We start from the raw sequence: 13,882 nt of genomic DNA, 5'->3' as shown, positions 1-13,882 counted from the left end.
CTGGTGACAACTATGCGTAACCATTACTCTGAGTATTCGACTCGAGGAGTCCCCGGCTCCGGTCCTCCCGGCCGGGCAGGGGCGATGAAACGGAGAACCACCAGATGGGCGATTACGCCAAGGCGCTCGGGGCCAAGCTCCGCGGGATCCGCCAGCAGCAAGGCCTGTCCCTGCACGGGGTCGAGCAGAAGTCCGGCGGACGCTGGAAGGCCGTCGTGGTCGGCTCGTACGAGCGCGGCGACCGGGCGGTCACCGTCCAGAAGCTGGCCGAGCTGGCGGACTTCTACGGCGTGCCGGTGGTCGAACTGCTGCCGGAGGGCCGGGTCCCCTCGGGAGCCGAGCCCGCCGCGAAGATCGTGATCAACCTGGAGCGGCTCCAGCAGCTCCCCGCGGAGAAGGTCGGCCCGCTCGCCCGGTACGCGGCGACGATCCAGAGCCAGCGCGGCGACTACAACGGCAAGGTGCTCTCCATCCGCACCGAGGACCTGCGCTCGCTCGCCATCATCTACGACATGACCCCCGGCGAGCTGACCGAGCAGCTCATCGACTGGGGCGTCCTCCCGCCGGAAGCCCGCCCGTCCAAAGAGGACTGAGCACTGATGGCGGCAACGGCCGTGCACGACGCGGCGGGCTTCCCGCACCCGGGGAACCGGGAACGCCCGCCGCGCTTCGGGTGAGGCTCGATCCGCCGCGGTTCCGCGCTGCCCGGCCCGGCCTCGGGCGATCCGGGGTGCCCGCGACCGTTGACCTGCTGTGTTCCGCTCTTCGGCGAACGCCGTAAGTGCCCACGTTTTCCGTGTTGAGAGCCCGGATTCGTTCCGGATTCCGGCGCATTTCCGCTTCGCGTCGCAGCGCCGCCCAGGACTTTTCCTCGCGGCCGCTCCCCCGCTCCGAGCTTCGGACGCCCGAGCGGATTCCCTTGCCTGGCTTGCGGTTTCGCGCCGATGGCTTGCCCGCCGCCGCGCACCTGGATCGCCGATACCAAGCAGTGCGGTAATTCCGCGCTGAGCATTTCCCCCGCTCGCGACCGGTTTCCGCCCCAGGCACGCTCTCCCGGCATCGGCGGCGGTCCGATCCCGCTGCTTTCCCGCCCGCGACATTCCTGCTCCGGGCAGCGGTTTCTCTCCCCCCGCCTGGAAACCGTTGCCCCGTCGCGGTTTCCCCGGCAGCATGCGCGGCACCGCTCCGGCGGGTTGCTCACTCACCGCAGTGAATCCGGAAGACCGCCGCCCCGGCTCGCCGCGCACCCGCCCGGATTCTGCTGCCGCGAAGGGCGCCCGCCGACCGGTTCTGATTCCGCTCGGTGATCAATTTTCTCCCGGACGCCCCTCGCGCCGGCCGCCGCGGTCCGGCGGTGACCCGATCAGGCAGCGGCCAATCAGGTGGCCGCTTTCCCCCAGCCGGGTTACCTCCGACTACCGAGCCGCGAGGGCTAAAGGACCGCGCGCAGCCGGTCGGCGATCGTGCCGATGCGGCCGAGGACGCCGTTGATGAACCGCGGCGAGTCGTCCGTCGAAAGTTCCTTCGCGAGGCCGACCGCTTCGTCGATCGCGACCGCGTCGGGGACGTCGCCCGACCACAGCATCTCGTACACGCCGACGCGCAGGACCGCCAAGTCCACGGGCGGCATCCGCTCGAGGGTCCAGCCCTGCGAGTGTTCCGCGAGAAGTTCGTCGATCCGCTCGCGGTGGGCCGTGACGCCCTCCACGACGGTGATCGTGTAGTCCGCGACCGGGTCGACCTCGACCGCGCCGACCCGGTCGGCCAGCAGCGTGACCGCGTCGGCGGACCGCTGGGCGGCCTCGTACAGCATCTCGACCGCGCGCCGGCGCGCCTGCCGCCTGCTGATCGCGCCGCCGCGGTTCGGGTGCGGGGGAAGCTTGTCCGCCATCAGCTGGAGACGCGGCCGAGGTAACGGCCGTCGCGGGTGTCGACCTTGATCTTCTCGCCGGTCGTGAGGAACAGCGGGACCTGGATCTCCGCGCCGGTCTCGAGCGTCGCCGGCTTGGTGCCGCCGGTGGAGCGGTCGCCCTGCAGGCCCGGGTCGGTGTGCTGGACGACCAGCTCGACCGAGGTCGGCAGCTCGACGTACAGCGGCTCGCTCTCGTGCACCGCGACCTGGACCTCGGTGTTCTCGAGCATGTAGTTCGCGTTGTCGCCGACGGTCTCGGCGGGCACGGTGATCTGGTCGTAGGTGTCGCCGTCCATGAAGACGAAGTCCGCGCCGTCCTTGTACAGGTACGTCATGTTCCGGCGGTCCACCGTGGCCGTCTCGACCTTCGTGCCCGCGTTGAAGGTCTTGTCGACGACCTTGCCGGTCAGCACGTGCTTGAGCGTGGTGCGTACGAACGCACCGCCCTTGCCCGGCTTGACGTGCTGGAACGCGGTGACGCTCCACAGCTGGCCGTCCAGCTTGAGGACGAGTCCGTTCTTCAGGTCGTTGGTGGTGGCCACGAGTCTTCAGGTCTCCTGTGTTCGATCTCTTCGGCCGCGGCCGTCAGACGGCCACGAGGTCCTTGGTGCTCAGGGTGAGGAGTTCGGGTCCGGAGTCCCGCACGACGAGCGTGTCCTCGATGCGCACGCCACCGCGCCCCGCGAGGTACACGCCGGGCTCGACGGTGACCGCCATACCGGCGGACAGTGTACCGACGCCTGCCGCGGCGAGACTCGGTGCCTCATGCACTTCCAGCCCGACGCCGTGCCCGAGACCGTGCGCGAACTGCTCTCCGTACCCCGCGTCGGCGATCACCGAGCGGGCCGCGGCGTCCACTTCGGACACCACAGCGCCGGGCCGGACCGCCTCGCAGCCCGCCGCCTGCGCGCGGTGCACCAGGTCGTAGATCTCGCGCTGCCAGTCCGCAGGTTCGCCGATGACGACCATGCGGGTCATGTCCGAGTGGTAGCCGTCGACGGTGGCGCCGAAGTCGAATTTCACGAAGTCGCCGCGGTTCAGTTCGGCCCCGGTCGGGCGGTGGTGCGGGATCGCCGAGTTCGGCCCGGCGGCGACGATGGATTCGAACGAGATCCCGGACGAACCGTGCTCCAGCATCCGGTTCTCCAGGTCGCGGGCCACTTCCAGCTCGGTCCGGCCCGGCCGCACTCCCCCGGCCTCGATCAGGGCGGCGAGCGCGCGGTCGGCGGCGGCGCACGCGGCGCGCAGTGCGGCGACCTCGACCTCGTCCTTGACCACCCGCAGCTGCTCGACCAGGCCCGGCGTGCGGACCAGTTCGACCCGGTCGAAGCGCACCTTGAGGTTCTCGTGCTCCTCGACGCTCACGTGCTGGCTCTCGAACCCGGTCCGGCCGTAGCCCTGCTCCGCGGCGTGCACCGCGAGCGCGCGGGCGCTGGCGCGGTCGAGCACGCGCTCCAGGTCGGGCACCTCCGACTCCGACTGGGTCGTGTAGCGCCCGTCGGTGCAGAACAGGGTCTTCGCGTCGCCTGCCGCGTGCAGCAGCAGCGCGGCGTTCGACCCGGTGAACCCGGTCAGGTAGCGGATGTTGAGCAGATCGGTGACCAGCAGCGCGTCGACCCCGTTCTCGTGGAGCAGGGCGGCGAGCGCGGCGCGGCGGCGAGCGTGGATTTCCGGCACGCGACCAGCTTAACCAGCGGCTTCCGACCCCTGTTCGGGCACGGTTTCAGCGCGGCTCCGGCACGGTTCCGGCGCGGCGGGGAGGACGGCCTACTGGCGGTTAACTTCGGCGCGCCTACACTCCGTCCATGCTGGGTGCCTGGTTGACGCGCGGGCTGGTCATGGCGGTCGTGCACGCCGCCGCGATGACGCTGCTCGCCAAGTGGTCCGTGTTCCACCCGACCGGCCAGACGCTGTTCACGTCGCTCGCCATCGCCGTGCTGGTCGGCGTGGCGGCGCTGTGGAGCGCGATCGACGGCTGGCGCGGCCTGCGCGACAGAGGGCGCGCGTGGTTCATCGCCTCCCTGGTCGCGGGCGTGTGCTCGGGCATCCTGTACGTGATCGGGCGGGCGATTTTCGTCGACCAGACCGGGGTTTCCGAACTGGGAGCCGCGCTCACCGGCGGGGCGGCGTTCTCCGCGCTGCTGGTGCTGGTGCCCGCCGGGCTGGGATTGTTCGTCGGCGGCCGGATCCGGCGTCCGGCCGAGGATGCCGATGCCGACTCCGAGCCGGAGCCCGACGACGAGGACGAGGACGGCACCGGCAGCCGTTCCGGTGAACTCGAACTCCCGCCGAGCCCGACCCCGCGGGAGGAGAAGCCGCCGGCCGAGAAGCCGAAGCCGTCTCCGGTCAGCCGCCAAGCGGCAAACCGCGCGCGGCGCCGTCCCACTGTTGCGGGTCGATCTCCTGCACCCCGGAACCGTTGAGCGACACGATCGTCGTGTCCGGCAGGCCGTAGAGCTGCCCGTCGAGCACCATGCCGTAGCCGCGGCCGTACGCGTGCACGACGGTCGCCCCCGAACGCAGGCGGGTTTTCACCGGCACCTCCGGCACCTGCGGCAACGGCCGGTTCACCAGTTCCCCGGCGAGCACCTCGGCGACTGAACGCCGGTCGATCCGGATCCGCTCGCCGCGGCGGTAAAGGTCGATCATGCGGTCCGGGGACGGCATCGCGACGCCGTCGAAGGTCGCCGTGCTGCGCGCCGGGGTCGAGCAGCCGCCCGCGCCTTTCACGTCGAGCCCGAAGTGCTTCAGCCCGGTCGGCGCGCCCGACGGGCCGATCTCGGTGGCGCGCACGACGTCCAGCGAGACCAGGTCGCACGGGTCGCTGACCGACGTAGGCGCGTGCCCGTCGGGACGGCGGACGAGTCCGGGTCCTTCCTTCCACGCGCCCGGGATCACGACCGGTTTGTACGGCTGCATCGTGAAATCGCGGTCCCAGAAGGTGATCGTGGTGCCGTCCGCGGTTTCGTGCGCGATGGCGAAGGCGTCGAGCGCGCCGACCCACTCCAGGTCCACGCTGAACGCGTCGACCACCGAACGGGTCCGCGGTGCCGCGGTGGTCGCGGTGGGCTCGAATCCCTTCTCCCCCAACGCTTCCACGCCCTCGCGGAACGCCGGGTCGTGCGCCCGGATCACGAACTGGCCCGCCCCGTTCCACCCCGCCGCGCGGCCAGTGGTGTCGGTGAACATCAGGTAGTACCAGCCGTCGAGGAAGACCACCGAGGGCTGGCCGGCGCCGTAGACGTTGCCGCGGTGGACGTCGTGGGACGCGCCGAGAATCGGTTTGCCGCCGTTCGAACGGGTCCAGTGGATGCCGTCCGGGCTGGTGGCCATGCCGATCGCGTTGCCGAGCGCGTGGTCGCCCGCCGCGCCGGTGTAGTACAGGAAGTAGGTGCCGCCGACGCGCAGCACGGACGGGTCGCAGGTGTGCATGCCGTCGAAGTTGCCGGGCGCGCCGGACAGGAGCGCCGCGGGCGCGCCGCCACCCGGCCCGGTGAAGGGTCCGTCGGCCGAGGGACCTTCGGCGTAGAGGATGTCGTCCCCCGGCGGCGGGGCGCTGCTGTACTGGCTGCACCACCAGATCCGGGTGCGGCCGTTCTCGACCATCACGGTGGGGCCGTAGTTGTAGGACGCGTCCGCGGCCCCGGCCGCCACGACGCCGCCGCTCTGCCTGCTGGCCCCCGAGGCGAGCGCGACGTCCGCCGCCCGAGGCGGATCCTTGGGAGTTTGCGGCGCCCCGCCCGCGATGCCGCCGTGCCCGGTGCCCTCGGCCTGCGGCTGCGCCAACGTCTGACTGCACCCGGAAACGAGGGATCCGGCGATCAGCAGCGAGAGCAGCTGACGCACGGGTCGCCGACCCCCACGACGAAACGGGTGCATGATCGCCGAGTGTAGCGACAGCGGCACCGGATGGGTGAACCACGTCGCGCATCCGCCGGTCAGACGGCGGGTTTACCGGGGGCTTGCTTTTCGGCTGGTGCGGAGGTCTTTCGCCCGCTGGCCTGGGGGTGGCTGCCTGGCGTCGGGCGGGGTATGGCTGTCCGCGCCAAGTCTGGCGGTTGTTGCGGGCGCGGGGTCTCTGAAAGCCCGCCCTGCTGCCTGAACCGCCCCGCTGCGAAGTCAGGACGAGCGCGCGGCAATCCAGCGCAACGCGAACGCGCAACCATCCGCCTCAACGCCAGCGATCACGCCGGTCGCGATGCACGAAAGCCCGCCGTGCGCCCGAAACCACCTCGTCACAGCTCCCGGCGCGAGGTCGGGACGTGTGCACCACAATCCAGCTCAATGCGTGCCCTTGGCTACCCGCCCCAAAACCAGCGATCCCGCCGGTTGCGGGGGTTCCGCGGGGAGGTCAGGACGCGTGCGCGGCAATCCAGCGCAACGCGAGCCCGTGACCATCCGCCCCAAACCAGCGATCACGCCGGTCCCGAAGCTCCCGCCGCGAAGTCAGGACGCGTGCGCGGCAATCCAGCGCAACGCGAGCCCGTAACCGTCCACGCCGAGGCCGACGATCACCCCGGTCGCGATGTCGGAAAGCACGCTGTGGTGCCGGAATTCCTCGCGTTTGTGCACGTTGCTGATGTGCAGTTCGATCAGCGGCGCGGTGAGCTGCGCGGCGGCGTCGCGGACGGCGATCGAGTAGTGGGTCCACGCGCCCGCGTTCAGCACGACCGGCGCGCCCGCGTCGGCGGCCTCGTGCAGCCAGCCGACCAGTTCGCCCTCGTGGTCGGTCTGGCGCACCTCGACGTCAAGGCCCAGTTCCTGGCCAGTCGAGACGCACAACTGCGCGAGGTCGTCGTGCGTGGTGGAGCCGTAGACGTCCGGCTCGCGTTTGCCGAGGCGGCCCAGGTTGGGGCCGTTGAACACGAACGTTTTCACAGCAGCACGCTCCCGCCGTTTCCGGAGGGCTCGGCCGCGATCGCCGAGTACGCGGCGGCGAGCAGCGACGGGTCGGGGCCTTCCAGCCTGCCGGGTTTGGCGAGCCCGTCGAGGACGACGAAGCGCAGCACGCCGGAGCGGGTTTTCTTGTCGCCCTTCATGGTTTCCAGCAGCTGCGACAGCGCGTCCGGGTCGTAGGCGGTGGGCAGGCCGATCAGTTTGAGCACCGAGGCGTGGCGGTCGGCGGTGGCGTCGTCGAGACGTCCGGCGAGACGGGCCAGTTCCGCCGCGAACACCAGGCCGACGCTGACCGCCGCGCCGTGGCGCCAGCGGTAGCGCTCGCGGCGTTCGATGGCGTGGCCGAGGGTGTGGCCGTAGTTGAGGATTTCGCGCAGGTCGGACTCGCGCAGGTCGGCCGCGACGACGTCGGCCTTCACCTGGATCGAGCGGCGGACGAGTTCGGCGAGCACGTCGCCGGTCGGGTCGAGCGCCTGCTCCGGGTCGGCCTCGATCAGTTCGAGGATGCGCGGGTCGGCGATGAAGCCGGTCTTGACGATCTCGGCCATCCCGGCGACGAGTTCGTTGCGCGGCAAGGATTCCAGCGTCGCGAGGTCGACCAGGACGGCGGAGGGCTCGTGGAAGACGCCGACGAGGTTCTTGCCCGCTTCGGTGTTGATCCCGGTCTTCCCGCCGACCGCCGCGTCGACCATGCCGAGCAGCGTCGTCGGCACGTTCACCAGCCGGACGCCGCGCATCCAGGTGCCCGCGACGAACCCGGCGAGGTCGGTGACCGCCCCGCCGCCGAGCGCGACGACCACGCCGCGCCGGTCCAGCCCGATCCGGCCGAGCACCTCCCAGCAGAAACTGGCGACCGAGAAGGCCTTGCCGTCCTCCGCGTCGGGAATCTCGACGCGGTGCGCGTCGAGCCCGGCCGCGGCCAGCTCGTCGCGAACGGCCTCGGCGGTGGCGGTGAGCGTCGGCGGGTGGATCAGCGCGACCTTCGACGCGTCGGCGAGCTGCTCGGTGAGTTCGCCGAGCAGGCCGCGCCCGACGAGCACGTCGTACGGCTGCGCGGTGGCGACCCGGATCCGGACGGGCGGGGTGACGGACACGGTTCTCCTCACTGCTCCCGGACCGGGAGGTCCTGGGCGGGGTGGTGACTCAACGGCATCGGCTGGGTGCGGCCGAGGCTGGTGCGGACAGGGTGGCTGGCGGTGGGGTTCTGGTTCGCGCCGGGGACGGCCGAGGCCAGCAGATCCGGCGAACCGGTCGGCACGACTCGGCCCGCCGCACCTGGTTTCGCGTGGCTGACCGGCCAAGGCAGTCCCGCTGGCTGGTCTCCGGCAACCCGGCTCGGCGCGGTCAGCCAGGCGGGGCCGGGCTGGCTCCGCTGGCTGGATCCGGGCCGGTGGCGGGTCACTGTTCGCGGACCCGGTCGGGTTCGAGGGCGGCGACGGCGGCCGCGACGACCTCTTCTGGCGTGCGTTTGTCGGTCTCGATCTCGACGGTCGCCACCTCGCGGTACACCGGCAGCCGTTGGTCGAGCAGGGCTTTGAAGGTGGCGCGCGGGTTGATGCCGGCGAGCAGCGGGCGGGCGCTGGACATCCCGGTGCGCTGCACGCCCGCGGCGAGCCCGACGTTCAGGAAGACCACCGTGTGGTCCTGAAGCCGGGCGCGGGTGCCGGGGGTGAGCGGGGCTCCGCCGCCCAGGGAGAGGACGCCGTCGTGTTCGGCGAGGGCGGTGGCGACCGCTTCCTCCTCGAGCGCGCGGAAGGCGGGTTCGCCGTCGTCGGCGAAGATGTCCGAGATGGCGCGTCCAGCGCGGGCGACGATGTCGTCGTCCGTGTCGCGGAAGGACACGCCGAGCGCGGCGGCCAGCAGCGGGCCGACCGTGCTCTTGCCCGAGCCCGGCGGTCCGATGACGACCGCGCGCGGGCTCACCAGCGCTCCTCGAGCGCCTTCAAGTACGACTGCGCGTTGCGCCGGGTCTCGGCCAGCGAGTCGCCGCCGAATTTCTCCAGCGCCGCGTCCGCGACGACCAGCGCCACGACCGACTCCAGCACCACGCCCGCGCGCGGCACCGCGCACACGTCGGAACGCTGGTGGATCGCCACGGCGGGCTCGCCGGTCCGGACGTCCACTGTGGACAGTGCCTTGGGCACGGTCGAGATCGGCTTCATCGCGACGCGCACCCGCAGCGGTTCGCCGTTGGTGATGCCGCCTTCGAGCCCGCCCGCGCGGTTCGACCGGCGCGTGACGCCGACCGGTCCGGTGCCGCGGTCGATCTCGTCGTGCGCCTGGCTGCCCCAGCGGCGGGCGGTGGTGAAGCCGTCGCCGACCTCGACGCCCTTCATCGCCTGCACGCCCATGAGCGCGCCGGCGAGCCGCGCGTCGAGACGGCGGTCCCAGTGCACGTGCGAGCCGAGGCCCGGCGGCAGCCCGTAGACGATCACCTCGATCACGCCGCCGACGGTGTCGCCTGCCTTCCGCACCGCGTCGACCTCGGCGACCATCGCCTCGGTCCCCTCGGCCGAGAACGCGCGCACCGGGCTCTCGTCGATCGCCGCGAGGTCGCCCGGCTGCGGGAGCGGGCCGTCGGGAGCGTCCGCGCCGCCGATGGAGACGACGTGGCTCAGCACCTCGGCCCCGAGCAGCTGCCGCAGGAAGTTCCGCGCGACCGTGCCGAGCGCGGTCCGCGAGGCCGTCTCGCGAGCGCTGGCGCGCTCCAGGACGGGACGGGCCTCGTCGAAGCCGTACTTCTGCATGCCGGGCAGGTCGGCGTGCCCCGGGCGGGGCCGGGTCAGCGGCTCGTTGCGGGCGAGCCCGGCGAGTTCGGCCTCGTCGACCGGATCGGTCGCCATGACCTTCTCCCACTTGGGCCACTCGGCGTTCTCGATCTGGACGGCGATCGGGCCGCCCTGGGTGACCCCGTGCCGGACCCCGCCGAGGAACTGGACCTGGTCGGTCTCGAAGCCCATCCGGGGGCTGCGGCCGAACCCGAGCCGGCGCCGCGCGAGCTGCGCGGAGAGGTCCGAGGTCGTCACCTCCACCCCGGCAGGCAGCCCTTCGAGCACAGCGGCGAGGGCGGGTCCGTGCGATTCTCCAGCGGTGATCCAGCGCAGCACCGGCCAATCCTGTCACGGCGCGTCCGGCGGCCTGGCAGAGCCCCTGGCCTCAGGCGATGCCCGTTCCAGCGGCTGGGAAGACCGCGCACGCCCAGGTGGCCAGAACCAAGCCCGGGCCGTAGGGGACGCGGAGGGGGCCGGCGCGGATTCGGGAGGGGGCGGGGTCGGGCGGCGGTGCGGATTGGGCGGGCCTCGGCGGGAGGGCGACGCCGGTTGACGTGGGGGCTGGAGCAGTCGGCGCAGTAGCGGGAGCGGGCGGCGCGGAAGCGAGGCCGGTCGGCGGTGAGGACGAGGCGGGCCTCGGCACGAGAGCGGGCTCGGTTGACGTGGAGGCCGAGCCAGACGGCGCGGCAACGGGAGCGCGCGGCACGGGAGCGGCATTGGTCGGCGCGGAGGGAGTGGCAGTAGCGGAGTCCGTGAGCGTGGACGGAGTGGCAGTCGGCGTAGACGGCTGGGCAGGGTCGGCCGCTAGGGGCGGGGAGTCGGGTTGGCTCGGCGTGGGCTCGTGGAGGCCTCCTTCGGCTTCGGAGTGGAGCGATGGTGCGGCGGTCGAATCGGTGACGGGCGGAGGCGTCGGGGTGGCGGATAACGGAGGAGCGAGAGCTGGCTCTCGAGCAGACCCGCGCAGTTGACGGATCCGGCGTGTCAGCCACATCGGCACGAAAGCCGCCACGCTCACCAGCGCCGCCAGAACCGCCGCCACCGCGGGGGCCAGTCCGCCGACTGCGCCCAGGACTGCGCCGAAGGACCCGGCCAGTTTCACGTCTCCTGGGCCGAGGCCGCCCGCCGACAGTCGGTGGACGATCAGGTGTGTTCCGCCGAACAGCAGGCAGCCCAGGAGGGCGCCAGCGGCCAAGCGCCAGCCTCCGCCGCTCAGAGCGGCGAGGGTGAGGGTCAGGGCGACGGCGGGGTAAGCAGGCAGGGTCAGGACGTCCGGGAGACGGCGGTGCCGGGCGTCAGCCAGCGCGAGGGGTACGCCGAGTACCGAGACCAGCCACGCCACGGGGAGCCACCAAGCCGGGAGTGCGCCCGCGTCGGCGCGGGACGCGGCTACGGCGACTGCCGCCACGGCGGTGGTGATGCCCAGCACTGCGGAGACTGGGGCACCGGCTTTCTTCGTCATCACCAGCAGCACGGGGACCACCGCTCCGGCTGCGAGCACTGCTGTCAAAACCATGCGACCAGCCTGTCGCCAACGCCTGGACCAGGGCAAACAAACCACTGCGCGAGGGGACCCCTCGTGCGCGACACGCCGGAAGGTTCACTCGACAGAGGCAGAATCAGCTGGGGGAAGAAGCCAGAGCCTCGGCGAGGAACGCGGTGGAAAAAAGCATCAGCCGGAGGGGAGAAGCCACAGCCCCGCCGGGATCAGCCCGTGGGCAAAGCATCAGCCGGGGGAAGAGGCCAACGCCTCGGCAAGGTCAGCCGTGGGAAAAGCATGAGCAGGGCGGAAAAAGCCAAAGCCCCACCGAGACCAGCCGCGGGACAAAGCATCAGCCGGGCGGACGAAACAACAGCCCCACCGAGATCAGCCGTGGGAAAACGCATCAGCCGGGCGGAAGAAGCCAAAGCCCCACCGAGATCGGCAGTGGGGAAAGCACCAGCCAGGGTAGAAGCCACAGCCCGCTGAGATCAGACGTGGGAAGAGACCAACTCCCCGGCCAGGAAAGCCCGCCGGTATCCCGACGGATTGACGCCCCGCAAGCGTTTGAAGGCGGCGCTGAAGCCGAACGCGTCCGAGTAGCCCACCGCGCAGGCCACCTCCGCGATCGGCATTGACGGCTGTTCCGTCAGGAGGTCCGCGGCCAGGGTCATCCGCCATCGGGTCAGGTACGTCATCGGCGGCTCCCCTACCAGGTCCGCGAAGCGTTTGGCCAGGGTGGACCGCGAAACTCCGGCGCGGGCGGCCAGTGTGACGACCGTCCACGGGGCTGCCGGGTCCGCGTGCAGCAGGCGCAGCGCAGCGCCTACCACCGGGTCCCGTTGAGCCGCCCACCACGGCGGCGGGGTGCCGCCTGGGCGGTCGAACCAGTCGCGCAGCAGGCAGACCAGCATCCAGTCCAGGAGCCGGTCCAGGACGACTTGCTGACCGGGCGCGTCGACGGCCAGTTCGGCGGCCAAGTGATCAAGCACCGGGTCTTCCGCGTCCGAGGAAGGCGGCCGGACCACTACCGGCAGTGCGTCCAGCAGCGCGGCCATGCGGCTGCGGCTGTGTCCCGGATACGCGCCGACGATCAGGTTGGTTTCGCCGTAGAACGGGTCGTTCCAGCCCAGGTGGTGCTGGGTGCCGCCCTGGTCGGGGGTGGCGCAGAACTCGCCGCATTCGACGGGGGCGGCGGGGGTGTCCAGGCGGTCCACGAAGGAGAACGGGCCGCGGACGAGGATGGTTTCGCGGGCGCGCAGCAGCTCGGGCGGATGGTCTTCCGGCACGATCCAGCCCTCGCCGCTCAACAGCGTGCACAGGGTCAGCGGAGGGCCGTCCACGAAGCGCAGCGACCACGGCGCGGACAGGGCCGTGCAGCCGAACAACGAGCCGTGCGCCCGGACCCCGCGGATCAAATCGCTGAAGGCATCCACCTGCCCGAGGTTAGACGAATGGACAGGCAATCCGCCGTATCGCCTATGGGATCGTCCGAGAAAGCCCGGTTAAATCCCAGCCATGAGCACGCTGACCGACCATGATCTCGAGTTCCTCCGCCGTCCCCTGCACGGCTTCCTGACCGTCGCCGCCGGACCGCGTCCGCCGCAGCCGCGGCCGGTGTGGTTCGAGGCCGCCGATGACGGGACGATCCAGCTGTTCACCGCGCCGGACTCGGCGAAGATCCGCCAGCTGCGCGAGGATCCGCGCGCGTCGATCGTCGTCGCGGCTCCGGTCGGCGAACCGGAGCGCTGGGTGTCCGTCGCCGGGCGCGTCACGATCGAGGAAGACGGCGGGCACGACCTCGCCCGCAGGCTCGCCGCCCGGTACTGGGACCTCAGCACCGACGAGGGCGCGGCCGGGCTCAAGATCCTCGAAGAGCTGCCGCAGGTCCGGATCGTCATTCACCCGGAGAAAGTGCACCGCTACGCGTTCTGACCCGTCCGCGGACCTCCCGCACCAGCAGCACCAGACCGCAGACCACGCACACCGCTTCGGTGATCACGCCCCAGTACTCGTACTGGCTGTTGAACTGGTCGCGCACGCCGTAGAAGCCGACCGTCACCGACAGCAGGTACGCCAGCAGCGTCACGCCGCCGAAGCCCAGCGTGAAGAACGCCGGCAGCCAATGCCGCCAGGCGAGCAGCGCGATCGCGATCACCACGCCAGCGATGCCGTTCACCAGGAAAAGCGGCCCCACCACCGGGATGTCCGCGTAGCCGCTGCCCCAATACAGATAGAAGTGGATCGCCGCCGAGCCCGCCAGGCCCGCCGCGCCGAGTGCGCGCGTCCAGGTCGTCAGCATGGGCGTCTCCTTCCGTGCGGAAAGCCGGATACGGACTACACGCACGGAAGGCCGCGGCGGTTCACGGGCAACTCGGACCGCCGCGGTTCGTTGCACTGGGCATGACTGCCGAACTGCACTCCCGCCGCGCCGCCCTCGCCTGCGGGGCGACCGTCGCGGGCACCGTCACCCTCGCCGCGTGCGGGGCCGGGGGCCAAGAGTCCAAGTCGGCCCCGCCGAAGCCGGGCGGGAAGGTCATCGCACTGGCGGAAGTGCCGGTGGGACAAGCGAAATACGCGAAGCTGATGAACGGCGACAACGTGGTCGTCGCGCAGCCGACGGCGGGGAAGGTCGTCTGTTTCAGCGCCGTCTGCACGCATCAAGGCTGCGAAGTGAACCCGCCGCAGAACGGCCAGGTGCGCTGCCCTTGCCACGGTTCGGTATTCGACGCGTTGACCGGCGCGGTGAAGCAGGGACCGGCGAGCACGCCACTGGCCGCAGTGCCGGTGAAGATCCAGAACGGGGACATCGTCTCCGCGTGACCG

16 protein-coding genes are annotated in these 13,882 nt (G+C 71.4%); 4 read left to right on the top strand and 12 right to left on the bottom strand.

The window, feature by feature from the left end:
- The first annotated feature begins 104 nt into the window (after window positions 1–104).
- Window positions 105–593, top strand: coding sequence for a transcriptional regulator (locus PUT80_RS14340; RefSeq protein ID WP_275292220.1), 489 nt, complete (start codon window positions 105–107; stop codon window positions 591–593).
- 839 nt (window positions 594–1,432) lie between these two features.
- On the opposite strand, the gene nusB is transcribed toward PUT80_RS14340, so the two are convergent.
- From nusB to PUT80_RS14325, 3 genes are read right to left on the bottom strand one after another with little or no spacing between them, the layout of a single operon-like run.
- A complete protein-coding gene (nusB, locus tag PUT80_RS14335) occupies window positions 1,433–1,891 on the bottom strand; it encodes a transcription antitermination factor NusB (RefSeq protein ID WP_037818946.1) in 459 nt (152 codons plus the stop codon).
- Window positions 1,891–2,454 (bottom strand): elongation factor P, encoded by a 564-nt coding sequence (efp, locus tag PUT80_RS14330; RefSeq protein ID WP_134666313.1) that lies wholly within the window; start codon window positions 2,452–2,454, stop codon window positions 1,891–1,893. The genes nusB and efp overlap by 1 nt, the downstream gene beginning before the upstream one ends.
- A 43-nt stretch (window positions 2,455–2,497) precedes the next feature.
- Window positions 2,498–3,589, bottom strand: a complete 1,092-nt coding sequence (locus PUT80_RS14325; RefSeq protein WP_275292219.1) for an aminopeptidase P family protein — start codon at window positions 3,587–3,589, stop codon at window positions 2,498–2,500.
- Window positions 3,590–3,717: 128 nt separating this feature from the next.
- On the opposite strand from PUT80_RS14325, the gene PUT80_RS14320 reads away from it, so the two are divergent.
- Window positions 3,718–4,335: a B-4DMT family transporter gene (locus tag PUT80_RS14320; RefSeq protein WP_275292218.1), complete on the top strand. Its 618-nt coding sequence runs from the start codon at window positions 3,718–3,720 to the stop codon at window positions 4,333–4,335.
- Here PUT80_RS14320 and PUT80_RS14315 read toward each other — a convergent pair.
- The 8 genes from PUT80_RS14315 to PUT80_RS14280 form a co-directional block, all read right to left on the bottom strand.
- A complete protein-coding gene (locus PUT80_RS14315; protein WP_275292228.1) occupies window positions 4,259–5,749 on the bottom strand; it encodes a beta-xylosidase in 1,491 nt (496 codons plus the stop codon). The genes PUT80_RS14320 and PUT80_RS14315 overlap by 77 nt on opposite strands.
- Window positions 5,750–6,358: 609 nt before the next feature.
- The gene (aroQ, locus tag PUT80_RS14310; RefSeq protein WP_037818952.1) at window positions 6,359–6,790 is read right to left on the bottom strand and encodes a type II 3-dehydroquinate dehydratase; all 432 of its coding nucleotides are present in this window, start codon (window positions 6,788–6,790) and stop codon (window positions 6,359–6,361) included.
- Window positions 6,787–7,902, bottom strand: coding sequence for a 3-dehydroquinate synthase (aroB, locus tag PUT80_RS14305; RefSeq protein WP_275292217.1), 1,116 nt, complete (start codon window positions 7,900–7,902; stop codon window positions 6,787–6,789). Before aroB ends, aroQ begins: the two co-directional genes overlap by 4 nt.
- Window positions 7,903–7,910: 8 nt before the next feature.
- The gene (locus PUT80_RS14300; RefSeq protein WP_275292216.1) at window positions 7,911–8,066 is read right to left on the bottom strand and encodes a hypothetical protein; all 156 of its coding nucleotides are present in this window, start codon (window positions 8,064–8,066) and stop codon (window positions 7,911–7,913) included.
- Between the two features lie 140 nt (window positions 8,067–8,206).
- Entirely contained in the window at window positions 8,207–8,731 is a 525-nt protein-coding gene (locus PUT80_RS14295; RefSeq protein WP_205670102.1) for a shikimate kinase, read from the bottom strand.
- A complete protein-coding gene (gene aroC / locus PUT80_RS14290) occupies window positions 8,728–9,915 on the bottom strand; it encodes a chorismate synthase (RefSeq protein WP_037818955.1) in 1,188 nt (395 codons plus the stop codon). The genes PUT80_RS14295 and aroC overlap by 4 nt, the downstream gene beginning before the upstream one ends.
- 49 nt (window positions 9,916–9,964) lie before the next feature.
- A complete protein-coding gene (locus PUT80_RS14285) occupies window positions 9,965–11,038 on the bottom strand; it encodes a prepilin peptidase (RefSeq protein ID WP_275292227.1) in 1,074 nt (357 codons plus the stop codon).
- Window positions 11,039–11,547: 509 nt separating this feature from the next.
- Window positions 11,548–12,492, bottom strand: coding sequence for an AraC family transcriptional regulator (locus PUT80_RS14280; protein WP_275292215.1), 945 nt, complete (start codon window positions 12,490–12,492; stop codon window positions 11,548–11,550).
- Window positions 12,493–12,574: 82 nt separating this feature from the next.
- On the opposite strand from PUT80_RS14280, the gene PUT80_RS14275 reads away from it, so the two are divergent.
- Complete coding sequence (locus PUT80_RS14275) at window positions 12,575–12,991, top strand: pyridoxamine 5'-phosphate oxidase family protein (protein ID WP_134731728.1); 417 nt, start codon at window positions 12,575–12,577, stop codon at window positions 12,989–12,991.
- Here PUT80_RS14275 and PUT80_RS14270 read toward each other — a convergent pair.
- Window positions 12,954–13,358 (bottom strand): hypothetical protein, encoded by a 405-nt coding sequence (locus tag PUT80_RS14270; RefSeq protein ID WP_275292214.1) that lies wholly within the window; start codon window positions 13,356–13,358, stop codon window positions 12,954–12,956. The genes PUT80_RS14275 and PUT80_RS14270 overlap by 38 nt on opposite strands.
- Before the next feature lie 101 nt (window positions 13,359–13,459).
- Between PUT80_RS14270 and PUT80_RS14265 the strand changes: the two genes are divergently transcribed.
- Window positions 13,460–13,879 (top strand): Rieske (2Fe-2S) protein, encoded by a 420-nt coding sequence (locus tag PUT80_RS14265; protein ID WP_275292213.1) that lies wholly within the window; start codon window positions 13,460–13,462, stop codon window positions 13,877–13,879.
- The last annotated feature ends 3 nt before the right edge of the window (window positions 13,880–13,882 follow it).

The sequence above is a fragment of the Amycolatopsis sp. La24 genome (assembly GCF_029087445.1).
Taxonomy (GTDB): domain Bacteria; phylum Actinomycetota; class Actinomycetes; order Mycobacteriales; family Pseudonocardiaceae; genus Amycolatopsis; species Amycolatopsis nivea.
The sequence above is the reverse complement of the archived record's forward strand: the minus strand, read 5'-3'. Positions and strand labels throughout refer to the sequence as shown.

What these genes read in the sequence shown, in the direction of transcription:
- PUT80_RS14340 (WP_275292220.1), top strand. Translation starts at nt 105, where the DNA reads ATGGGCGATTACGCCAAGGCGCTCGGGGCCAAGCTCCGCGGGATCCGC.
- nusB (WP_037818946.1), bottom strand. Translation starts at nt 1,891, where the DNA reads ATGGCGGACAAGCTTCCCCCGCACCCGAACCGCGGCGGCGCGATCAGC.
- PUT80_RS14320 (WP_275292218.1), top strand. Translation starts at nt 3,718, where the DNA reads ATGCTGGGTGCCTGGTTGACGCGCGGGCTGGTCATGGCGGTCGTGCAC.
- PUT80_RS14285 (WP_275292227.1), bottom strand. Translation starts at nt 11,038, where the DNA reads ATGACGAAGAAAGCCGGTGCCCCAGTCTCCGCAGTGCTGGGCATCACC.
- PUT80_RS14275 (WP_134731728.1), top strand. Translation starts at nt 12,575, where the DNA reads ATGAGCACGCTGACCGACCATGATCTCGAGTTCCTCCGCCGTCCCCTG.
- PUT80_RS14270 (WP_275292214.1), bottom strand. Translation starts at nt 13,358, where the DNA reads ATGCTGACGACCTGGACGCGCGCACTCGGCGCGGCGGGCCTGGCGGGC.
- PUT80_RS14265 (WP_275292213.1), top strand. Translation starts at nt 13,460, where the DNA reads ATGACTGCCGAACTGCACTCCCGCCGCGCCGCCCTCGCCTGCGGGGCG.